General features: G+C 36.7%; 20 protein-coding genes. 7 read left to right on the top strand and 13 right to left on the bottom strand.

Features of this window, described 5'->3' with window-relative positions; translation table 11 throughout:
- Positions 1-2 precede the first annotated feature (2 nt).
- Positions 3-980 carry a YitT family protein gene (locus tag LK994_RS12965; protein WP_229760516.1) on the top strand — a complete coding sequence of 326 codons (978 nt, stop codon included), beginning with the start codon at positions 3-5 and terminating at the stop codon, positions 978-980.
- Between the two features lie 177 nt (positions 981-1,157).
- Complete coding sequence (locus LK994_RS12960; protein WP_229760515.1) at positions 1,158-2,141, top strand: hypothetical protein; 984 nt, start codon at positions 1,158-1,160, stop codon at positions 2,139-2,141.
- Between the two features lie 90 nt (positions 2,142-2,231).
- On the opposite strand, the gene LK994_RS12955 is transcribed toward LK994_RS12960, so the two are convergent.
- Entirely contained in the window at positions 2,232-2,621 is a 390-nt protein-coding gene (locus tag LK994_RS12955; RefSeq protein ID WP_229760514.1) for a hypothetical protein, read from the bottom strand.
- A 167-nt stretch (positions 2,622-2,788) separates the two neighbouring features.
- On the opposite strand from LK994_RS12955, the gene LK994_RS12950 reads away from it, so the two are divergent.
- Together LK994_RS12950 and LK994_RS12945 are read left to right on the top strand one after the other, a co-directional pair.
- A complete protein-coding gene (locus tag LK994_RS12950; RefSeq protein WP_229760513.1) occupies positions 2,789-6,880 on the top strand; it encodes a PKD domain-containing protein in 4,092 nt (1,363 codons plus the stop codon).
- 126 nt (positions 6,881-7,006) lie between these two features.
- Positions 7,007-7,879 carry a L,D-transpeptidase gene (locus LK994_RS12945; protein WP_229760512.1) on the top strand — a complete coding sequence of 291 codons (873 nt, stop codon included), beginning with the start codon at positions 7,007-7,009 and terminating at the stop codon, positions 7,877-7,879.
- A gap of 24 nt (positions 7,880-7,903) precedes the next feature.
- On the opposite strand, the gene LK994_RS12940 is transcribed toward LK994_RS12945, so the two are convergent.
- Positions 7,904-8,122 (bottom strand): hypothetical protein, encoded by a 219-nt coding sequence (locus LK994_RS12940; RefSeq protein ID WP_229760511.1) that lies wholly within the window; start codon positions 8,120-8,122, stop codon positions 7,904-7,906.
- Between the two features lie 339 nt (positions 8,123-8,461).
- On the opposite strand from LK994_RS12940, the gene LK994_RS12935 reads away from it, so the two are divergent.
- Together LK994_RS12935 and LK994_RS12930 are read left to right on the top strand one after the other, a co-directional pair.
- Positions 8,462-8,839, top strand: coding sequence for an SRPBCC domain-containing protein (locus LK994_RS12935; protein WP_229760510.1), 378 nt, complete (start codon positions 8,462-8,464; stop codon positions 8,837-8,839).
- Positions 8,840-9,270: 431 nt separating this feature from the next.
- A complete protein-coding gene (locus LK994_RS12930) occupies positions 9,271-9,459 on the top strand; it encodes a hypothetical protein (RefSeq protein ID WP_229760509.1) in 189 nt (62 codons plus the stop codon).
- Positions 9,460-9,578: 119 nt separating this feature from the next.
- Here LK994_RS12930 and LK994_RS12925 read toward each other — a convergent pair whose 3' ends face one another.
- The 8 genes from LK994_RS12925 to LK994_RS12890 form a co-directional block, all read right to left on the bottom strand.
- Complete coding sequence (locus LK994_RS12925; protein WP_229760508.1) at positions 9,579-10,244, bottom strand: hypothetical protein; 666 nt, start codon at positions 10,242-10,244, stop codon at positions 9,579-9,581.
- Between the two features lie 578 nt (positions 10,245-10,822).
- Positions 10,823-11,440 carry a c-type cytochrome gene (locus LK994_RS12920; protein ID WP_229760507.1) on the bottom strand — a complete coding sequence of 206 codons (618 nt, stop codon included), beginning with the start codon at positions 11,438-11,440 and terminating at the stop codon, positions 10,823-10,825.
- A gap of 132 nt (positions 11,441-11,572) precedes the next feature.
- Positions 11,573-12,115, bottom strand: coding sequence for an NADPH-dependent FMN reductase (locus LK994_RS12915; protein WP_229760506.1), 543 nt, complete (start codon positions 12,113-12,115; stop codon positions 11,573-11,575).
- Between the two features lie 40 nt (positions 12,116-12,155).
- Positions 12,156-13,280, bottom strand: a complete 1,125-nt coding sequence (locus LK994_RS12910) for an acyltransferase family protein (RefSeq protein ID WP_229760505.1) — start codon at positions 13,278-13,280, stop codon at positions 12,156-12,158.
- Positions 13,281-13,348: 68 nt separating this feature from the next.
- Positions 13,349-14,194: a class I SAM-dependent methyltransferase gene (locus tag LK994_RS12905; protein ID WP_229760504.1), complete on the bottom strand. Its 846-nt coding sequence runs from the start codon at positions 14,192-14,194 to the stop codon at positions 13,349-13,351.
- Positions 14,195-14,581: 387 nt separating this feature from the next.
- Positions 14,582-15,049 carry a hypothetical protein gene (locus tag LK994_RS12900; RefSeq protein ID WP_229760503.1) on the bottom strand — a complete coding sequence of 156 codons (468 nt, stop codon included), beginning with the start codon at positions 15,047-15,049 and terminating at the stop codon, positions 14,582-14,584.
- Between the two features lie 175 nt (positions 15,050-15,224).
- Positions 15,225-15,755 carry a DUF7738 domain-containing protein gene (locus LK994_RS12895; protein ID WP_229760502.1) on the bottom strand — a complete coding sequence of 177 codons (531 nt, stop codon included), beginning with the start codon at positions 15,753-15,755 and terminating at the stop codon, positions 15,225-15,227.
- 478 nt (positions 15,756-16,233) lie between these two features.
- On the bottom strand, positions 16,234-16,575 hold the full coding sequence (locus LK994_RS12890) for a hypothetical protein (protein ID WP_229760501.1): 342 nt from the start codon (positions 16,573-16,575) through the stop codon (positions 16,234-16,236).
- A gap of 221 nt (positions 16,576-16,796) precedes the next feature.
- Between LK994_RS12890 and LK994_RS12885 the strand changes: the two genes are divergently transcribed.
- Positions 16,797-17,900 (top strand): hypothetical protein, encoded by a 1,104-nt coding sequence (locus LK994_RS12885; protein ID WP_229760500.1) that lies wholly within the window; start codon positions 16,797-16,799, stop codon positions 17,898-17,900.
- Positions 17,901-18,041: 141 nt separating this feature from the next.
- Here the strand turns inward: LK994_RS12885 and LK994_RS12880 are convergent, their stop codons facing one another.
- From LK994_RS12880 to LK994_RS12870, 3 genes are all read right to left on the bottom strand, one after another.
- Positions 18,042-19,466, bottom strand: coding sequence for a glycoside hydrolase family 28 protein (locus LK994_RS12880; RefSeq protein ID WP_229760499.1), 1,425 nt, complete (start codon positions 19,464-19,466; stop codon positions 18,042-18,044).
- Positions 19,467-19,469: 3 nt separating this feature from the next.
- Complete coding sequence (uxuA, locus tag LK994_RS12875) at positions 19,470-20,654, bottom strand: mannonate dehydratase (protein ID WP_229760498.1); 1,185 nt, start codon at positions 20,652-20,654, stop codon at positions 19,470-19,472.
- 557 nt (positions 20,655-21,211) lie between these two features.
- Positions 21,212-21,589, bottom strand: a complete 378-nt coding sequence (locus LK994_RS12870) for a hypothetical protein (RefSeq protein ID WP_229760497.1) — start codon at positions 21,587-21,589, stop codon at positions 21,212-21,214.
- Between the last annotated feature and the right edge of the window lie 98 nt (positions 21,590-21,687).

Here is a 21,687-nt window from a genome sequence, read left to right as displayed (position 1 = left end):
CTATGAATCCATTTTGGACAAAGTTGGTCATTAAAACAACTTTGAAGAATAAAGAAAAAAAGGGTAGTGATGAAAAACCATATTCTGATTATGAACTTGCACGAGGGTATCGGGAATTTTTTATTATACTAAAGCGGCATTTTAAGGATTTTATTTTAATACTGGCAGGTATATTTTCAGCATCTTTTGGGTTCAAAGGATTTTTATTGACCAATCATTTTATTGATGGGGGAGCTACCGGTATTTCTTTGTTGCTTTCTGCATTAACAAAAATGCCGCTGTACATATGGATCATTTGTGTTAATATTCCTTTTGTAATTCTTGCCTTTACAGTCATTGGTAGGCAATTTGCTATCAAGACTGCTTTGGCGATCACAGGTCTTGCTGTTTGTCTTGCTACAGTAAACTTTCCAAATGTTACCAATGATAATTTATTGGTAGCAGTATTTGGAGGATTTTTTTTAGGCGTAGGTATTGGTCTTGCTGTAAGGGGTGGGGCAGTGATAGATGGAACAGAAGTGCTGGCAATTTATTTAAGTAGAAAATTCGGGACAACACTTGGTGACATTATTATATTAATCAACATTATTATTTTTTCATCAGCTGCATATTTTTTGGGAGTGGAAATTGCGCTTTATTCCATGATCACCTACCTGACTGCATCAAAGGCATTAGACTTTATTGTTGAAGGTATTGAGGAATACATCGGAGCAACGATCGTTTCTTCACACAGTGAAAGGATACGGGAAATGATTATATACAAAATGGGCAGGGGTGTTACTGTATATAAAGGCAAACGGGGTTTTGGTAAGCATGGAGATAAAGCAGAGATTGATATTGTGTATACTGTAATAACCCGTCTGGAGCTGAATAAACTAAATACAGAACTTGAAAAGATTGATAAAAATGCTTTTGTGGTGATGAGTGCGGTAAAAGATACCAAAGGAGGGATGATCAAGAAAAGGCCACATAAGTATTAAAATAATTTTTCACTGCGACAGACGTAATCGTTGATTTTATATAGCATACTAAAAAGAATGTTAATTAAATTTTTGATTATTGATCGGTTAAAGCTTGGCATGGTTGTGGGTAAAGTAAAATGATTTAAAAGAGGGATTCTTTTAATATTATATTTTTTAAACATTAAATCATTTACTATGTCAACTACAAATTATCAAGGCCCGACAATAGATAGCGGTCATGTTTCAAAAGGAACCGATTATAAAAACTGGATCATTGGCTTTTTAGTTGTTGCATTACTGTCAGTAAGCAGTTACACACTTGTTGCCAATAATGAAACAGACGATATGATCAGCCGACAGGAAGCAACAATCACTAAAGTCGCAGAAGAGAGAAGTAATATCCAAAGAAGTTTTGATGAGTCACTGGTACGTCTTGATTCGATGAAAACAATTAATAGTGGATTAGAAAGTAAATTGGTGGATAATAGCAACGAAATTGCTAAGACAAAAAATGAGATCAGGAGTATATTGAATAAAAAAAATGCTTCGGCTGCTGAATTGGGAAAAGCAAAAAACCTGATTGCTGTACTTAATACCAAAATTGCAGGAATGGAGCAGGAGGTAGCCCGTTTAAATCAAGAAAATCAAACCCTTACACAGGATAAAATTGTGTTAACTCAAGAGAAGGAAAAATTAACACAAGACCTTACAGCAACAACCATTGTTAAGCAGGATCTTGAAAAAAAGGTAGATGTAGCCTCTACATTAAATGCATCTAATATTGCGATAACACCGGTTAATGTAAAGAATAATGGAAAAGAAAAAGTGACAACTACTGCAAAACGAGTTGATAAACTTTTGATATCTTTTGTAGTGGATAATCGCATCATTCAACCAGCTACTACAGATGTATATGTGTGTGTGATAGGGCCAGATGGGAAGCCTGTCAGTGCAGCAAAATCGGGTTCAGGAATATTTACTACCCGTGAAGAAGGAGATAAAAATTTTACTGCTAAGGTGGCGGTAGATCTGGAAACTGCTCAGAAGAAAAATGTAGAATTTGCATTTACTCCGGATCAGAATTTCCAGGAAGGGAATTATACTATTCAGATCTATCAAAATGGGTTTAAGATCGGAGAAAATAATCGTGAATTAAAGAAAGGTGGTTTGTTTAGCTGATCCTTTTTATAAAACTTGTAAGACCTCATCATTCATATTTTTTTCAATATCCTGATGAGGTCTTACTATTTAAAACAAAGAGAGAATACATTAAAAAATTATTTTTATCGTTCCTGATGCAAGCAATTCGTCTCTGCCATTGTACACATATACTTTATAAGAGTCAGCTCTATTAAAAATTATTCCTCTCCATGCCCATCCCCAATCTTCTTTTATATCCTGTTCAATAGTATTGTCGTATACTTCACCATCCAGCAGATCTATTGTATATATCTTGTATTTTAATTTCGATGTATTGAATGAAGCAGAAGAGTTAGTGGTCACATAAAAACATATCTCATCGCCTTTTTCTATAATGAAAGAAGTTGATTCTCCCTTTAGTGTACCATCACTATTTACTGCATTACAGAATTTGAGTACTTGCGCATGTAACATACAGCTACACAGTAGCATAAATGAAAGTTGTATTATCTTTTTCATATTGTAGTTTTTAAGTAGTAACACTAAAGTACTATTTGTTTATTTTGAATGAAATACCCTTCAACACGTATTTTATTGTATTTAATTGTTGCTTATTTTCACTCAAATTCCGTAGAATTGCTGATAATTAATTATATTTAATATAAAGTAAATCATAGGAATTAAGTATGATCAAATTGTACCCATCATTGTTATCTCAACTCTCAATATTTTTTATCTTTCTATTTTGTGGAGATACGGTAAATGCGCAAGAGAACTCCAACGAATTATATACTAAAGCACCTAATTACACTTTTTTTACCGATCGGGGTTCTATAAAAACTGCTGATAAAGGTTTTGTGGAAGTTGAATCGAAGCGAACAATCGACAGCAGGTATTTTATTGGAGTAAAAGATCCATCAGTTTTTTATATCGAAAAATCACTGGGAGCATTACATTACAAACAAGGTGATCGATGGCTTCCTATTAATGATGCATTAAGTCCAATAGGCGGCAATATTTTTGAAGCGTCTGATCAACTGGAACCTGTCGGGTTTGATATGTCTGCAAAAACTGCGTATATAAAAACTGTATATGGGATAGTGCATTTTAATTCATGGAAATTATTCGGTAAAAAAAATGGGAGAGAAGTGGTACTTTCTGCTCCGGATTGGTCACATTATACCGCCGGAGATAATGGTCTGTATATTACTAATATTTTTCCAGGAATTGATGCAGAATTAAGGGTTTTAAAAGGTGCAGTGAAAACAAGTTTTATTATTACAAAAAACTATTTTTCTGGTTATGATGCACTTGTATTCAAGGATATTTTTTATGGAGATAATTCGTCTGATGAATTAAAAAGATCGAATGGCGGAAATGAAGAAGCTGATTATTTTATTGACAAAAAAAAGATATTGCATATTGGCAGCAATGTAGTATATGCAGCGATGGCTCCTGATAGATCAATAAAGAAAATACCATATAGTATTCGGGCTAATGAGTTGTCTTTTGCTGTAGACGTGGCTTATATTGATCAATATATTCTGTCAGGTAAAGTGATCATAGATCCATTGGTGTCTGCAGTTACAAGCATAGCTGCTAATGATATTAAAGCATCAAAGAATAATGGGAGCTTTGCTACAGCCTGTAAATATCCCGTCAATGTAACAGTGCCGGCAAATGCTACTTTTACAAATGTATCTTTCCAATTTACCATGTATTCAAAAGCTCCGGCTAATACGGGTATGATCTTTTTTGCTATCACTAATGGTAGCTGCTATTCCGGTAACTGGACATGCGCTTCAACCAATGATTGCACTCAACAAGGGACAGTAGGTAGTTTAGGGAATTATACTAATATCAGCAATTCAATGCTCTCATGTCTTCCTCCTCCATCTTGTTCCGAACAAACAGTCTCGTATATGTTACATTTATGGAATAGGTATACCGGAGCAGCCTCTATTTGTGATACTACGTATGTAGGGGCCCGTGATCCGTTTATTATACGTATGGAAGGGAGAACGGTTGAAGTTGGAACAATTTCTTCATCTATTCCGTCACTTTCGGTTTGTGCCGGCACGCCTGTTACTCTTACAGCTACAGGACTGTATGGTGTTTCTCCTTACACCTTTTCCTGGGATAATAACGCCGGGAATACGGCGCAGGTAACTATACAACCAACTATAACAAAAGCATATACAGTAACGGTTACGGATAGATGTAATAATACAAGTACAAAACCTGTAACTATTACCATAACTCCTGGCAATACCGCCTCTCCAATAGTGTCAAATAATGGTCCTTTTTGTGAAAATACCAGTTTAAGTCTTCAGTTGAGTGCTACCGTTGTGAGCGGGGCTACTTACAAGTGGACAGGACCTAATGGATTTACTAGCACATCCCGTAATCCGGTCATTAGTCCGGTTACATTGGCAAAAGCCGGTACATATACGGTAGTTGCTACAGTTGGCAATTGTTCTTCTGCTCCGGCATCAACTGTGGTTGTGGTCAATCCGATACCGGTTATTAGTTATGCAAGCAGCGATAATCCTAATTGTGTAGGTCATACAGTTCATTTGAGTGCTGCAGATATTCCCGGAGCTGCATATAGCTGGACAGGTCCTAATGGCTTTACCAGTACAGAAAGATTACCGGAGATCCCTAATGCTACTTTGGCCGCATCTGGTCAATATACTGTAACAGCTACCGTTAATAATTGTACTTCGGTTCCGTATAATAATGTGCATGTAGAGGTCTATGAAACACCGGTAATAACAAGTGCCAGTAATAATAGCCCTATCTGTGCAGGAGAGACACTTAGTTTAACTACACCTGACATTACCGGGGCATCTTTTATTTGGTACAGGGATATCCCGGATGATCCATGGTTTGTAGAAGAGCAAAATGTAACTCGTACTGATATTAAAGTTGAAGATGCTGCCGTTTATGTGGTGAGGGCAAAGTTGGGCTACTGTCTTTCAGCACCATATACCACCAATGTAATAATAAATCCTTCGCCGGTAATCGGTGCTGTTACAGTAAATGGTCCTTTATGTAAAGGACAAACAATTAATCTATCGACTGCTAATATTGCTGGCGCAACTTTTAAGTGGACAGGACCCAATGGATTTACAAGCACAGATCAAAATCCATCTATACCCAATGCAGATATTATTCATTCAGGAACATACAGTGTTACAGCTACTGTTAACAATTGTACATCGCAGTCGAAAACTGTTTTAGTTACTGTTACTGCAATGCCTGTTGTAAGTGCTGTAAATAATAATGGTCCTGTTTGCGAAGGACAGCCGATCCTTTTAACAACACCGGATATTACCGGTGCAAGTTTTACATGGACTGGAGTTAATGGTTTTGCAAGTTCTCAGCAAAATCCTGCTATCAATACCGCAGCAGCAATCAATGCAGGCATTTATTCTGTTAAGGCAACAGTGAATGGTTGTTCTTCATTGCCTGTAACTACTAATGTTACTGTCAAAAATACTCCTATAGCCGGTACTGTTAGTAATAATAGTCCCTTGTGTAATGGGCAAGCACTTTCTTTAACTGTGCCGGATATTGCCGGAGCAAGTTTTACATGGACCGGTCCGAATGGTTTTGTAAGTAATGATCAGCATGTATCAATACCTATTGTGAGTGAGGCAATTGCCGGGGCTTATACAGTAACTGCAACCGTCAATAATTGTACTTCTGCTCCGGTTACTACTGTGGTTTTTGTAGGAGTGGCGCCGGTAGCAGGATTCAGCTCTTCTAAGGCTTGTTTACCAGGCACATCTGTACAGTTTACAAATTCATCTGCTATCAGCGTAGGAAATATAGTGTCTTATCAATGGGATTTTGGAGATCCTGCCAGCGGAGCTACTAACACATCATTATCTGTATCTCCACAACATACCTTTTCTTCTGCAAATTCATTTACAGTTACCCTTACAGTTATTTCGGATAAAGGGTGTCCTGATACAAAAACAATGATCTATGGTGGATTTATACGGCAGCCCATAGCCAATTTTTCGATAGATGACGCTGCTGTTTGTGTGAATGACAGAGTATCTTTTAGTAATAACAGTACAACCACCGATGGCGATATACAAAGGTCTGTTTGGAATTTTGGAACAAGCGCAATAGAAGAACAGCCGGATATATCAACAACACTATTTAAGACTTTTGCTGCACCTGGCAGATATGCTGTTAAACTAACGGTAACCAACACAGGAGGTTGTGTAGATGATACTACTCAGATAGTAGAAGTAAGTCCTTTGCCGGTAATAAACACAGAAGATAATATTGTATTATTTGCTGGAGAAACCCGTAAACTATCAATCACAGGGGAGCGTAGTGATCTGGCTTACTCATGGTCGCCGGCCACTTTTTTAAACAGTGTTATTATTGCCGAGCCAACTATTTCAGGAATTACAAATGATATGGTATATAAACTTGTGGCTACTTCTACAGGAGGATGTAGTGCTACAGATTCTGTTTCAGTAAAATTGTTAAAACCAATTGAAGTGCCCAATACATTTACTCCAAATAATGATGGTATCAATGATCTTTGGTTGATAGAAAATTTACAAACCTATCCGAATGCCAAAGTAGAGGTCTTTAATCGTTATGGTCAATTGCTCTACGAAAGTAAAGGTATTTACAAACCATGGGATGGAACTTATAAAGGGAAACCGTTGCCTTTCGGCACGTACTATTACATTATTGATACTGATGGTACAGTTTCTACATTAACCGGCTATATAACAATTGTGAAATAGATCATTTCATTTAAATAGGTTTTTATAATGTTTTCTAACATAGATAATTGCATCTGTTAAAAGATTGATTATGTGGCATGCCGTTTGTCAATTCATGAGAAACAGGCCAATAGCCGTCAATCAATTATGCGTAAAATATATCCTATACTTCAACTTGTATTTTTAACTCTTCTATTAAGTCACTGTAATCAACCTGTTACAAATGATGTTCAAATTCAACCGCAAGCACAGCGAAAAAGAGTTGAGCCTAAAAATGTAGGGTATCATATAGAAAAAAGAAAAGAATGGATAAAAAATAATGCAGCGGATTCTTTGAAACAACGTGTGGTATTAGCAGTGAACAGAGTTGATGTAAAGCATCTTGCGTTGATGGATACTATTATTGTGCCCAATGATTTTACCGGAGATTATGATTCATATTTGCCTTTTCCTGCTAGTGTTCCGTCTATAAAAGATATCAAGAAAATCCTCTTTTTTTCTTACCCCACACAAGTGTTTGCTGCTTATGAAATGGGAGAGTTAGTATACACAGGGCCTGTTAGTATGGGTAGAAAGAATGACCAGACTCCAACCGGATTATACTTTACTAACTGGAAAGCAGAGAAGACCACAAGTACTTTTAATGATGAGTGGGATCTGCGTTGGAATTTTAATATTGAAAATAAATTAGGGATAGGTTTTCATCAATATGACCTGCCTGGTTATCCTGCATCGCATTCCTGTTTACGTTTGCTTGAAAAAGATGCCATATATCTATACAGTTGGGCAGACCAGTGGGAAATGGATAAAAAGAATAAGGACAGCGTTAGTATTAAGGGAACTCCCGTAATTGTATTCGGTAGCTATCCATTCGGCAGTCCAAAACCCTGGTTGCAATTAGTGACAGATCCGCATGCACTCGATATGCCGGCAACTTCTGTAGAGTCTTTGACAGCCCCTTTTTTACAAAGTATCATGGCTGAACAGCAAAAAAGAACATCCATTGCAACCACTAATTAGCTTTGGTCACAATGGATGTAATCCCTATACTCTGGTATTATCAAAATCTTCATCGTTTTTATCGCCATTAGACCAGGTTTGTAATGCATTTTTTATTTTTTGGAGAAAGGAAATGTTTTGAACTTTTGCTGCTTCTTTTTGGGGAATTAGTTCCTCGTTATTTTCTTTAGTTTCATTTTTTTCTGAAATACTTCTGGGCTCATTTTCATTTCCGGGGTAATAAACAAAATAATTACTTTTCATTGTATTAAAATTTAGCGGTTAAAAATTTATAGTAATCTCAAAATATTCGTTCAGATTTTTGAGAATATTTTTATTGTCTTCAATCAATAAAATTGTTTTCATTTTTAGATGGATGATTAACAGGAATGAATGATTTTTTGACCTGATTATTAAAGTATAAAGATTGGTATACCAGAAGGTATAAGTGTTACATAATTCCCGGAAGATGTTACATCATTCACACTTGATCCTTTTTAATACTACAACGACAATGAAATTTGTCGTTTTTTGGTAAATAAATGCTTATTTCTTGCAATACCTTTATAGGTAAGATATCTTTGCATAAATACTATTGTAAAAATGAAGGATTTTAAAAAATATTATATCATTCCGGCCGAGCCCATTGAAGTTTACCGTGCGTTAACTATGCCAGGAACGATACAGTTATGGACTGGTAATGAAGCCGAAATGAGCACAGAACCCGGGAGTGAATTTTCGTTGTGGGAGGGGAGTATAGTGGGTAAGAACATAGCTTTTGAAGAAGGAAAAAAGATCGTTCAACAATGGTATTTTGATGGAGAAGAAGCGGAGTCTATTGTTACCATCAAATTACATGAACATAAATCAGGCACCTCTGCTGAATTGCTGCATACTAATATTCCAGATGAAGTGTATGATGAAATGGTAGAGGGCTGGGATGATAGCTATTTTGGTTCGTTGATTGATTTTTATAATTGAGTTGGTTTGTTTTATATCGTTTTTTGATAGATGTTCTGCTGTGAAATTTTTAGAAAAAATCTGGTCCTCAGTTTTTTTGCCCTCACTAATCTACTCTGATCTCACTTTTTTCTGTTGCTATTTAAAATGAACGAATTTTGCAATTTTAATAAAGCATAGTGTAACTTCTCTTATTAAAATATACCCACCTTTACAGCGCATGACCTTGATGGTTATTTTAAGATCCCCCTTGACCAACCTTTGGTGTATTTATCATTTTGAACAAAAAAATATTTCAACAATGAAAAATAAATTGGTTAAAACAAGTTGCTTACTATTGCTGTTCTTGAGTATTCTTTTGCCGGCTCCGGCGCAGATCTATGTTAAAGTTCGTCCCGTAGCCCCGGTAATTCTAAAAACTGATATATTGGCCGTTGGATACATATGGGTTGATGAAGAGTGGGAACCATATGATGGTAATTATCGTTACGCTGGTTGCCGTTGGATGGCAGCTCGGAAGAGCTATAAATGGAGACCAGGTCATTGGAAGCGCCATCATCGTTATGGAGAACAATGGATTCGAGGCAAATGGATGTGAGTTTATGACTGATCAATTATTACTACAATATGAAAAAGAATGAATTATGTAACAAGCAATTAAAAAGATGTAACACTTGCAATACAGTACCAGTTTACATTTGCATCCGATAAGGTTAGGTTTTAAACAAGGGGCAGGATTTCTATCCAGCCCCTTTCTTTGTTAGAATAGATCTTTACCGGCTTTTGTAGTACTATCTCTTTTAGTAGAATTTTCCATGTGTATCCTGAATTGTACAGAAGGTTTATATATCGCAATATAAGGGGTGTAGGTTGTCTGGTTGTATGCTACACGTATCTCAATACTTTTATCTCCAATATTCCAGGTACGAATAAGGTAGGTGGAACTTTTTTTCATATCATCTATTTTAGGGATTCTGTTATCAGAATCCGGAGCTCCAAATTTTTGAAAAATCAGTTCCTGGATTGCAGCTATCCTGTTATAGATCTCTGTATCATAACTGTCCCACGCAATGGGGGCTCCCATAATTTCCAAACGGTAAAGTTTTCCAGAATCAAAGTAGTCGTGTATATCAGTGTATTCAAAATTCCCGATATAATATCTGTCAATAATGGTATTATTGATATTCTGCTGTTTGTTTGTTTCTGCCTGAAATTGTTTTTTCTCTATTTGGTATTCTTCTTCAGAGATCCCGAATTTTATACTGCCTATAGCCTTATTTTGTTCATTTTGAATGACACTGTCGGGGTATTGCTTTGCTTCTTTGGTATTCAAACTATCTTCTGAAATAACTTCATCCAAAGATTGCGGCCCGCCATTACAACTGGCAAGCATATACAAGAATGCAAGGATAGGTATAAATTTCATAAAATTAAGGTTCAATTGTCTTCTTCCAATACCCAAATATACGCAACTCCTGTATAATTAGGCACGCCTGGCTATTGCCGGTATAAGTGAAACATATTTTTTTAGATTTTGTTGTGATGGGGACCGTAATTATAACACAGGCGCAGGATTCAGCTGTTAAAGCCAGCTTAATTAATGTTACAGTAATATCAGTGCTACTGCGTAGATATATTTCTACAGAATTTCAATTTATTTTATTACAAGTAATCTATCTGTTTAACAGCATCTTTATAATGCCATAATCGAATATCCTATATTTATTTAAAAACCCTAAAAAAAACACCATGCTTGCCGATATATTACTGTCAGGAATTTTTAGTGGCCTGATCGTTTTATTTTTTGTTTTAATGATCATGCCATTTCAGCAAAATAAAATCAATTCAAGGAACATCCTTTAAACAATATCTGATAGATCAAATTTAACAGCCACTTTCAATGTTGAACATGGCCGGATCCAATGCTATGGATATGTTTCATTGCAAATAAAAATGCTGCCACTGAAATGTAATTTCATGGCAGCATTTAATTTTTGTACTGGCTTAATGTTTTGCTGATAAAGGAGGTAATGGAGGCGGTACAACATTGTGAATTGGTTTTGTATATTGCAAATACGTAAATATTGCATCCAATTCTGCATCACTCATATGTTTGAACCACTCCCAGGGCATTGGGGGCAGTAGTGGACGTCCCCCGGGTGTTCCGCTTTTTTTCCCTTTTCGGATAGCAGTAATAAAATTTTCTAATGTCCATGCGCCAATACCGGTTGTTGAATCAGAAGTAAGATTGGCGGCAAATGAAACTCCCCATGGACCAACCCAGGAGGTCATGGCATTGGTTACAGCAAGTCCTTTAGATTCTACCAGCTTACGATCGATCTCTGGTATAGGCATATGCTCAGGATGTCCGGATAACCATAAAGAGCTATCAATAACAGGTCCCATCGCAGTAATTTTTTTTGGGGTATGACAGTCGTTACAGCCACCAACAGTAACCAGATGTTCACCCCATTTTTCTTTGGTTTCAAAACCACCGAAGGAGGAGGTTTGCTGCAGAGTAGTTTCAGGTGCAGTGGATTTGTTGTTAGAGCAACGGGTCATCAGCATTGCTGCTATAACAACCACAGAAAGCATGAATGCAGTTGATTTTAATAGTTGCATGATGTTAGTTTTAGTTAAGTGAATATGAATGGTTATTCAGAAAAGTAGAAAAAGTCTTTGAATTTTGCAATAGCAATTTTTTGCCCGGCATCGGGTAAAGAAACAATAATACATAGCTGCTTTTAATTGCGTTTATAGGCTGTTGTTAATAAGCGCTTTAAATGCATGAATAAATTTTATCAGCTCTTCTGCGGTTTTGGGATGTGTGATTTCGCCTTGTTCATTTATTTTTCCTTTGATCCCCTGTATCAATAAAGCAGTATCATTGGTGAATCTTGCCATCAACGTCTTCATGATCAATTGTAATTCTTCATGTCCTTTTTGCCCACTTGCGGAGGCAGTTAAAAGTGCAGTGGGTTTGTCGGAAAAAATGCTTGTGGCCACACACCATTCCAATAAGTTTTTTAATCCACTTGGGATGCTGAAAATATACTCAGGCGTACATATCAGTAACCCATCTGCATTTTCAATTTCGTTTCTCAGGTGTATAATTGATTTTGGAGGATCATCTGTTGATCGTTCGGGATCAAAATGAGGAAGTGATTTTAAATCGGTAAATATGGTAAAGGTGAAATCGTCTTTTGTCAGGGATGCAATGTTTTCAACAAGTTGTTGATTGGCCGAGTTTTCACTGGCGCTTCCGATGATCACAAATATTTTTTTCTTATCTGTCATTGTTAAATTGTTAGCAGGCAAAAAGAGATCACTGATATTGCTATCCCTTTTTAAAAAATGTACGAATTGGTATTTGTTTTATTTTTTCTCTGAGCGGCGTTTCTATAAATAAATAACTTAATGAAGATACAATGATCAGCATAACGAAGTAAATATAGAATATGACCGATTCATTAGTTACACCAGCCAGTGTCTTCACAAAATAGCGCATCCATAAATAAACAGGTTTTTGCAGTATGTATATGCCATAACTGATCTCTCCTAAAAAGATGAAAGTTTTTTTATTGAAGAGAGTGGTTATAATTCCGTTGTTAACGGAAAACAGTAATATAATTGGGATAAATATGATTGCCAAAACTCCGTTATGTAGTATCAATACATGATTGAATTTCAATAAAAGGATGAAGATGATAAAGCATAGCAGAATATAAATATCCGATCGTATTTTTTTGTTACGTAGCTTTTGCATGAAGAATGATCCTGCAAGGTTACCGATCAAAAATTCGTTCAGATGCATCAGCGGAAAATAGTAGACAAGGTCGTGCCCCTTGGGAGAAATGCCACTGTTGATATCCGGCGTGGCAACGATATGAAGCAGTACCTGGCTCAACAACCAAAATAGTATGATGGGTAGTGCCGTTTTTTTATACCCATATCTCTTGTAGATATAATTAAATAGAAAAGGAAAAGAGCAATAGAAAAGAAACTCTGTTGATAGTGACCACCCTGGTCCGTTAAATGATAATGCTTTTCCCGGCACCCAACTTTGAATGACGAATGTATTCAAAAGCAATCCTGTATAATCAATGGTCATTGCCCTGCAAATTAAATATGCCAGGAAGAGAACGATGGCCAACAGATATACCGGGTAAATTCTTGCAAATCTGTTTTTTAAATATGAAGCCGCATCAATTTTATTTTTATTTCCGTATGCCAGTATCATTACATAACCTGAAAGAATGAAGAAATAACTTACTCCTACATTTGCCTGTTTAAATATAAATGCAATACTTTCTGCAGAAAAAGGGAAGATAGTATCACCATAGTGAAATATGACAATAGTTATAGCGGCTAAAAACCTGGTAAATGTGATCTGGTCAATCCTCATAAAATTGGTCTGTAAAATTTTTGCTACAGTTATTGGAGCAAGACCGAAATTAACCATTATCAGGAAATAAACATGCAGCTCTCAGTTTAGCTTAGGTTGTGATAAAATTTACCAGGAAGGCATAGTTATTTTTCACCATAAATAACAAGTGCGCTGGAATCGATCACAACATTTCCGTTGGGATATTTTTGATTGATCAGCTCATAAGTTTCATTTTTTATTTTTTCTCTCATTTCATCTGTTGCTTTGCCAAGTGCTGCAACAATAGGTGCCGCAACATCTGTTTGCATTCCCCAATAGCCATCAGCTGTTTTGCAATTCAATTTTCCGGCAACTTCGGTTTGAGAAATATTCTTTAATCCGGCTTGTGCAAACAGGTCTGCGATCAATCCGTCTTTGGCACAGCGGAACATACCCGGAGCTCCGGGAGGAGGGGGAGATAATTCCATGTTTCTGTTGATAGTTCCCATGATAGCTGTGACCCAAAAGTTTTTTTCAGGGACGTTCCAAACTGCAGTGGCAATTTTTCCGCCTGGTTTAAGCACACGTACCATTTCTTTAGCAGCTAATAACATGTCAGGAAAAAACATAAAGCCAAATCTGCAGCTTATGCCGTCAAACGTATTATCCGCAAATGGAAGTTCGCAAACATCACAAGCAACAGTTTCAATATTTTTGATCCCTCTGTTGGCAGCATTTTCACGAGCTATGGCCAGCATATCTTCAGCAAGATCTGTTATGATCACTTTGCCGCCATTAAGTTTAGTGGCAATGGTTAGGCCTGGCTCTCCTGTTCCTGCTGCTATATCAAGAATGACATCATTGTTTTGAGGATGTAGTGACCGGATGATTTCATCACCCATCGGTTTTAAAAAATCCATAACGAGTGTATCCCATTTTTTCCAACCGGAGGAAAATTTATTCCAGGATTCTTTTTGCTGATTGCGGATCTGTTCAAGTTGTTGTTCCATTTTGTTTAGTTTTAGTTGATGATGAAGAATAACACTTGTTCTCAAAGGTAGGATGGCATTTTACGAACAAAACTTGCTAACAATAAAGGGTTTGACTAATTGCGACCAAAGTATAAATAAATTTTGACGATAGGAAGTAAAATCCGGTTTTATTCTTAGCCTTTGTTTTCGAAATCAGGAACTAAAGTAAATGCCTGGCAACAGAGGATTAGAAGGGGGAGACTCAGGTACAAATAGGTGATGGCACCACTATCTGCTTTTTTTACGAAATTAAAATTTGCAGGTCTGAAACAGGCGAAGTCAAGCGATAAGTAAAATATTACCTATTGCAATTATCACACGGCGTTAGATTTCAAATGTCTGATTGAGTCTGGAAAAAAAACACCATTAAGTTCTCCTTATCTTGTCAAATATTTTTTTGATCCTCTCAAGCGTTTCATAATCTGCATCCATTAGTTCGCCGGTATGAAATAAATTGTAATTGTGACTAAAAACGAGTGTATTACTATTTTTTTCTGAAAGAAAACATTTAACAGCATCTTGATCGCATTCCAGGACCAGGTAAACGTCCTGAATAATATTTCTTATTTTATTCATCGGCACTTCCATTCTAAATCGAAAGAAAGAACTGTCGTTTGTATAACGCACTGTTACTGATAATATATCATTCTTACTAATTGCGAAAGCAGAATCAATGGTCATTCTATCCGTATAGGCCCAATGGATAGTTGACGAGGCTTTTAATACAGCGTTTAATTCTTTTACAAAATCTCTCTGCGCCTGTTGTTTTGTTTGAGCTGATACGGTATGTTGCAAAAGAAAACAAAGGAGTAGGCCTGAAAATATTTTTTTCATAATTGGTAATTAAACTGTTGAATGAAGATACAGTTTAATCTTTTGATCCGGGAGTTGTTTAATATACAACCGCAAGAACGATTTGCCTTGTTTCGAGAGAAGTAACCCTTCATTTTATAAAAGAGTTGCATCACTCATGCTTTGGATAGCTAGAAAAACAGGTCGGTGCAAAAAGTTAATTTGCAGGGGACATATCTAACGAAAGCAATTTGGTTTCTTCTGCATTAAATATGAAATTGATTGCTACTATTCCGTTGCTATACTTATAGCCATTTGTAAAGTAGCACTTTACCTGGGTCCACGTTTTTAATGCATTTTTTATATCGTTTGCCGTTATTGAATTGCTGAGTTTAAGTTTATCAACGGTGGTAACACCCGGAAATATTTTTTTTGTTTTATTATATGTATCATTCACTCCTTTTGAAAGAGAAAGAAAAAGTTGAATTTCTATTATTTTTCCGGAATCTGATACTGGTTCCCAGAAAATAATTCCCTTGTTTTCGTAATAATGTACTCTGTTGACATAGCTGGCTTTGTCGGTTATATGATCTGCTTCGCCGAGCCCTTTTTTAAAATCACTCAGTTGCCAGCTTTCCGAAATCTTTACCTTATTAATGAAAAAGCCTTTTTTGCTTATACTTATTGTTTGTGCAGAAATTAAAGTGCCAACGAACAGGAGAATTAATAGTGTGCTTATTTTTTTCATGTTGGTTATTTTAGTCTGAGTAAAATAGGAAAATAAAATATTTATTCAAAGCAGTTTATGTTTTTTTGTTTTTGATCTGCCCGGAATTTTTGATGTGGCGAGGGGGAGGAGCGTAGCCAAGATCAGTTTAATAACCCAATGTTAATAATTATTACAATGATGAAGAGTAAAGTGTAGAAACATTTTTTCCATTGTTTTTTAAAGAGCAATATGAAAAAAGAGATCAGCAGCAAAAAGGAGCTAATAGCAAAGGCCAGAAACCCTATTAGACTAAGCATATCATTTCCAATTGGGATACTTATCAATAATAAGATCATGGAAATGAAACCATAAATAATTGGCCTGAGCCAATTTGAAAAGGGATATGAAATAATTTCCTTAAATGTCATTATGAGTAGTAAGATAATAGAAAAAATCCTGAGTTACAAACTCGGGGTAACTTTTGATTTTGTAGCATATTGCAAATGATGTGAGTAGTTTATTTGTAGAATTTCAGTAAGTCTTTCATATCGTTGATGATATCAGGTTTATGCAAATATTCCGGTTCTCCAAATTGCAGGACGATCTTAAAATGCGTTTCGATCTCGTTGAGAGTTTTTTTTGTTGCCTTCATTTCACCCTCGAACCAATTGTTCCAAACCAGTAGTATTGTTTCGTTGTTTTTGCTGAATTGATACAGGTCAAAGTCGATGCCTTTGTCGAAAATATTTTCATCATATTCTGCCGTTAATTTCCAGCCATTTTCTTTTAAGAATGAAACGATTGAAAAGAAAATGTTGGTTTCAATATTTGTAGCAATATTTGATTCTGTGTCATTCATGTTTTTAGCCTTGGCATGTGGCTGCCAAGATAATATAAAAAACCTTTTGTGCCATCGCCAGGGCCAACATCTAGCATTCTTGCAATATCATATTTGCCTTTATACATTACAAAATAATAGATTTTCGGATCTAAGAATTATTAATTAATTTTTCATGCCGTAGACATAGTAGCCGCTCTATCCCACAGCTACTTTACAAATAATAACTAACACTAATCGTTATGAAAAAGATTATTACTATAGTTAACGTTTGTCTTTTTTGGGCAAGCGTATCATTTTCACAAAATGTAGGTATTGGTACCACCGTACCACAAAAATTATTACACCTGAAAGGAGATAACGAAGTATTAAGGATACAGGGTACCAATCCCTGGATAGGCCTTACAAAAAATACTGCAGACTCAGTTACTTACGATGGCTTTGTTTATTTCCCTGATACCAGTTTGGTATTGGGCAGCAGAGCCGGCACCAATATGCCTGTAATACTTGCACCAAATAATATTGGCCTGCTGTATGCTACAAGTTCTAATAATGTGGGCATTGGCATTGCATCGCCTACTGCAAAACTGGATATAAACGGCGCTGCAAAAATAGAAGGCTTTAATGCTTTGGAATTTGGTGGAGGGGTGGCAAACAAAGAAATTAATGCCGGCAAAATTGGTTACCGCACATTTACTGTTGATGCGCTGGATATTGTAGGTGCAGGCAACAAAACCACTGACAGAAAAGTGCAAATTTATGCGGAAGCAGGTACTACATTGACCGGCCCTATAAATATTGGTGGCGCACTGGAGGTGTTTGGTAATAGCGGTACGGCCGGGCAGGTACTTACTTCCAACGGATCATCCAGTCCTTTGTGGACAAATGCGGCTTTTGGTAATACGATCCGTTTTTCTTTTGATCTTTCACAAACAACAGCTGGGTTTAATATTGACTCCATGAATTTTGTAACAACAAATTATAACCTTAGCCCTTCGCAGGTATTTATAGTGGGAGGGAATGCAACCCGTTTAAAAATAAACAAGACCGGGCTTTATCATTTTTCGGGGGCAGTTGATATGAGTTACTTAAATCTTACCAGTGCTGTAGAAACTGGTGCTTATTTAGATTATTATATCAATAACAAAGCGTACCCTGTAGATATGGGAATAGCGTTGCATGTAGTTGGAGGAGGTAATCATGATTATTATAAGCGGTTTCAATTTTCGTTTGATGTTCATCTAACCGCAGGGCAGACCATAAAGTTTGAAAAACATTTTTATCCTTATTCAAGTGGGTATTCCAGCGCTACCGGGTATCTGAACGGTTATCTTGTTGCTGATTAATGAAATGACTTTGTTTTGATTGGTGGCACAGGAAACAATTTCGTTATACTCTTTCGAGCAACATCACCGGCACGGGATATTGCTCGGAAGAAGATCCTTTTACTGGTTAACTATTGTTGCAAAAACTCCGCCGGGACAAAATCAGTTACCCGTTACCTTTAGTACATTTACTTTTCCATTGATAACATCATTCATTATTATCGGCAAACGCTTGTCTGAATTTCTATTTTTTAAATAGATATCGTTGAGTGTTATACCTTTTACATGTCTTATGTAAAAGGCGGCGGCAGGATAGATCTCTCCATACATTCTGTTTTCAGGATATACTGCAGGGTTTTCGGGTAAAATGATACTTGCATCTGCTACAGTTCCTTTGCCCATATTGTTGATGGAAATATTATTCAATTGAATGTTCTCGAGATACTGCCCGGGAAAGGCGGTTATAGAACTGCTTATTTTACTATGCGCTTTTGCAGTGATATTTTCTAACGTAATATTCTTTATGGAGCCAACAGGAGCTGAGGCGGTGTCGCCGGGTTGTTTTCTTCCACGGTTTCCCAGTACAATAAATATAGGGGTTTGTACATCTTTCATTTTGATATCGGAGATGTTGATATTGTCAATTGTTGCGCCATCTGTACTCTCAATGGCAATGCCTGCCAGGTTAGTGATGGGCAACTCAATATCGGTGAGTTGTTTTTGCCAATTGAAAAAAGGACTTTCGGCAGCTTTGTGTATCCTGCAATTGGATATCTTAATATTTCTGAATCCTCCGATAGAAGTGGTGCCGAATTTTATAGCATTGCAATTGGAAGCGATGTCACAATTTCGAACAACAATGTTCTCACAAATATTATTTCTGCTGTGGCTCTTAAAGCAGAGGGCATCATCGTCACTGTCTATTGTACAGTTCTCTATCAATACATTTCTGCTGTCTATATCCATTCCATCATTATTGTGGTTGGCATGATTGTAAATGGTCAATCCACGTAAAGTAACACTATCGCAGTTGAGGTAATTTTGTAACCAATAAGCTGAGTTGGTTAAACGGATATTTTGTACCAATATTTTTTTACAACTGATAAAAAGAATACCACAGGGGCGCTCCCAACTTCTGGCAACTGCAGTTTCATCACCTAAATTAAAATCGCTGCTTTTGCCATTGCCATCGATCGTTCCTTTGCCTTCTATTGTAATATTGTGTACATTTTCTGCAAACAATAATGCCTTATTTGTTCTAAGGCTTCCATCAGGAAAATGTGAAAAATAATTTTTGTATTGTACAACATTGTCGGGGTAATCAGTAAAAAAAGCGCCTCCTTTTATGGTTGCATTTTTCTCGAGGTATATTGTTACATTATCTTTTACATACAATGTTCCGGTCATGAAAATTCCGGCAGGAACTATGACCTTGCCACCTTTTTGTGAACAGGCATCAATCGCTTTTTGTATGGATACTGTATTGAGTGTTTTGCCATCTGCAACAGCACCATAGTCAATTATGTTATACGTTTGAGCGGTAATTGAAGAAGAAAAAAATAAGATACAATAGAGTAGTTGTTTCATATTTTACAAACGTTTTTTAGATTCAATGATACCCATTTCCAGGCCACGTAATTCTGCCAGTCCTTTTAATCTGCCGATGGCTGAATAGCCCGGATTAGTATGCTTTTTAAGGTCATCCAGCATTTGATGTCCATGATCGGGACGCATAGGAATACTGCATTTTCTTTTTTGCATAGCCTCTGTTAATTTGCTGATCACAGCAAACATATCTACATCGCCTGCTAAATGATCATCCTCAAAAAAATCGCCCCGGTCATTTCGCCTGGTGCTACGCAGATGAATAAAATGAATGCGTTCAGAAAACTCTTCGATCATTTGAGGTAAATTGTTTTCTTCCATTACACCAAAGGAGCCGGTACAAAAGCAGAGGCCATTGTGTAAGGAGGGAAGTGCTTTGGTCAACAACCGAATGTCGTTGGCAGCACATACGATCCGTGGTAAACCTAAAATAGAAAAGGGCGGATCGTCGGGATGAATAGCCATTTGCACACCTGCTTTTTCTGCAACGGGGATGATATGCTCTAAGAAATAAATAAGATGTTGACGAAGTGTATCGCTGCTTATATGATCATATCTTTCAATTGCCTTTGTGAAATCTTTCAGATCAAAACTTTCTTCGCTTCCGGGTAAGCCGGCGATGATATTTTTTTGAAGTAATTTCTTTTCTTCCGGCGTTAGTGTATCAAATAATTCTTTTGCTTGTTGTAATTCAGTGACAGAATAATCTTTGTCGGCATTTTTTCTTTGTAAGATAAAAATATCAAAAGCAATTAAGGCTGCTTTTTGGAAACGCAATGCTTTAGCGCCATTGGGTAGGGTATAGGCAAGATCTGTTCTTGTCCAATCCAATACAGGCATGAAATTGTAAGTGATAATATGGATGCCGCAGGCTGACAGGTTTTGAATAGATCGTTTGTAGTTATCGATGTATAAAAGAAAATTACCAGAATGTGTTTTAATGTCTTCATGCACGGGTAAGCTTTCTACCACATTCCATATCAGCCCTGCGGATGCTATTTCTGCTTTTCTTTTATTGATTGCTTCTGTTGTCCATATTTCGCCATTGGGGATATCATGCAAGGCTGTTACCACGCCTGTGCAGCCTGCTTGCCGTATATCTGCAAGGCTTACAGGATCGTTGGGACCAAACCAACGCATACTTTGCTGCATTTTAAAATCGATGTTCATGTAAGTGATTTGTTACCGGCTTTGGTGTGTACTGGTTGCTTATCAAATATACGCAACTCTACAGAACACGAGGGGGTGCAGGGTAAGGAGAACACCAACAGAGGCAGAGAGAATTGATCTCTACTGTGACGTTGTTGATTTCTTATTTGGAGATGTTGATTTCTGCTCTGACAGCATCGATTTCTACTCCGACAAAGTCGATTTCTGCTCTGACATTATTGATTTCTTTCCTGGAGTTGTCGATTTCTTTCCTGGAGTTGTCGATTTCTTGATTGGAGATGACGATTTCCGTCCTGACAAAATCAATTTCTGCTCTGACAAAGTTGATTTCTACTCCGACAGCATCGATTTCTACTCTGACAAAGTTGATTTCTACTCCGACAGTATCGATTTCTGCTCTGACAAAGTTGATTTCTACTCCGACAGTATCGATTTCTGCTCCGACAAAATCGATTTCTACTGTGACAAAATCGATTTCTGCTGTGACAGTATCGATTTCTGCTCCTCACTGCTGAAGATATACAGGCGTCAGCGTATCTGTGCAATGAATGCGCCTATTAGGGAGCTACAGATTTACTGTCTTGATTATACTCAATCTGGGCATCAGCAGATAATAAATACACCCATGAAATTTTTTCACCATTGTCTTCAATTTGAAACTGATATTTGTAGCCTTTTTTTGCCCAAATGATATCAACCCATTTATTTCCTTCAAACTCTTCATTGACAGAGGATAGTATTTTGAATTCCTTATTCTTCATTTCCATTTGGGCAAACACCAGGTTTAAAGCCAATAGGTTACTTTTTACAAGAAAAAGTTCTTTATTTTTTGAATACGCCACTATAACCAATTGTTTAAAGCTTCCTTCAAAAATAAAAAACACTTTACCCTCTTCTTCCTCTTTTGACTTAAGCGTATAATTTTTATCTTTCATATAGCTAACAACAGTTGTGTAGTTTGTAGTGAAAGCGATATCCTCTTGAGTTTTTAAAAACTTGTCTTCAAAATTTACCTGGCAAAAAGCAATAGTGT

Source organism: Ferruginibacter lapsinanis (assembly GCF_020783315.1).
Taxonomy (GTDB): domain Bacteria; phylum Bacteroidota; class Bacteroidia; order Chitinophagales; family Chitinophagaceae; genus Ferruginibacter; species Ferruginibacter lapsinanis.
This window is presented reverse-complemented; position numbering and strand designations above follow the sequence as displayed.

Coding starts and splice junctions, on each gene's coding strand:
- LK994_RS12965 (WP_229760516.1), top strand. CDS start 3: ATGAATCCATTTTGGACAAAGTTGGTCATTAAAACAACTTTGAAGAAT.
- LK994_RS12960 (WP_229760515.1), top strand. CDS start 1,158: ATGTCAACTACAAATTATCAAGGCCCGACAATAGATAGCGGTCATGTT.
- LK994_RS12955 (WP_229760514.1), bottom strand. CDS start 2,621: ATGAAAAAGATAATACAACTTTCATTTATGCTACTGTGTAGCTGTATG.
- LK994_RS12950 (WP_229760513.1), top strand. CDS start 2,789: ATGATCAAATTGTACCCATCATTGTTATCTCAACTCTCAATATTTTTT.
- LK994_RS12945 (WP_229760512.1), top strand. CDS start 7,007: ATGCGTAAAATATATCCTATACTTCAACTTGTATTTTTAACTCTTCTA.
- LK994_RS12940 (WP_229760511.1), bottom strand. CDS start 8,122: ATGAAAAGTAATTATTTTGTTTATTACCCCGGAAATGAAAATGAGCCC.
- LK994_RS12935 (WP_229760510.1), top strand. CDS start 8,462: ATGAAGGATTTTAAAAAATATTATATCATTCCGGCCGAGCCCATTGAA.
- LK994_RS12930 (WP_229760509.1), top strand. CDS start 9,271: ATGAAGAGTGGGAACCATATGATGGTAATTATCGTTACGCTGGTTGCC.
- LK994_RS12925 (WP_229760508.1), bottom strand. CDS start 10,244: ATGAAATTTATACCTATCCTTGCATTCTTGTATATGCTTGCCAGTTGT.
- LK994_RS12920 (WP_229760507.1), bottom strand. CDS start 11,440: ATGCAACTATTAAAATCAACTGCATTCATGCTTTCTGTGGTTGTTATA.
- LK994_RS12915 (WP_229760506.1), bottom strand. CDS start 12,115: ATGACAGATAAGAAAAAAATATTTGTGATCATCGGAAGCGCCAGTGAA.
- LK994_RS12910 (WP_229760505.1), bottom strand. CDS start 13,280: ATGGTTAATTTCGGTCTTGCTCCAATAACTGTAGCAAAAATTTTACAG.
- LK994_RS12905 (WP_229760504.1), bottom strand. CDS start 14,194: ATGGAACAACAACTTGAACAGATCCGCAATCAGCAAAAAGAATCCTGG.
- LK994_RS12900 (WP_229760503.1), bottom strand. CDS start 15,049: ATGAAAAAAATATTTTCAGGCCTACTCCTTTGTTTTCTTTTGCAACAT.
- LK994_RS12895 (WP_229760502.1), bottom strand. CDS start 15,755: ATGAAAAAAATAAGCACACTATTAATTCTCCTGTTCGTTGGCACTTTA.
- LK994_RS12890 (WP_229760501.1), bottom strand. CDS start 16,575: ATGAATGACACAGAATCAAATATTGCTACAAATATTGAAACCAACATT.
- LK994_RS12885 (WP_229760500.1), top strand. CDS start 16,797: ATGAAAAAGATTATTACTATAGTTAACGTTTGTCTTTTTTGGGCAAGC.
- LK994_RS12880 (WP_229760499.1), bottom strand. CDS start 19,466: ATGAAACAACTACTCTATTGTATCTTATTTTTTTCTTCTTCAATTACC.
- uxuA (WP_229760498.1), bottom strand. CDS start 20,654: ATGAACATCGATTTTAAAATGCAGCAAAGTATGCGTTGGTTTGGTCCC.
- LK994_RS12870 (WP_229760497.1), bottom strand. CDS start 21,589: ATGAAAGATAAAAATTATACGCTTAAGTCAAAAGAGGAAGAAGAGGGT.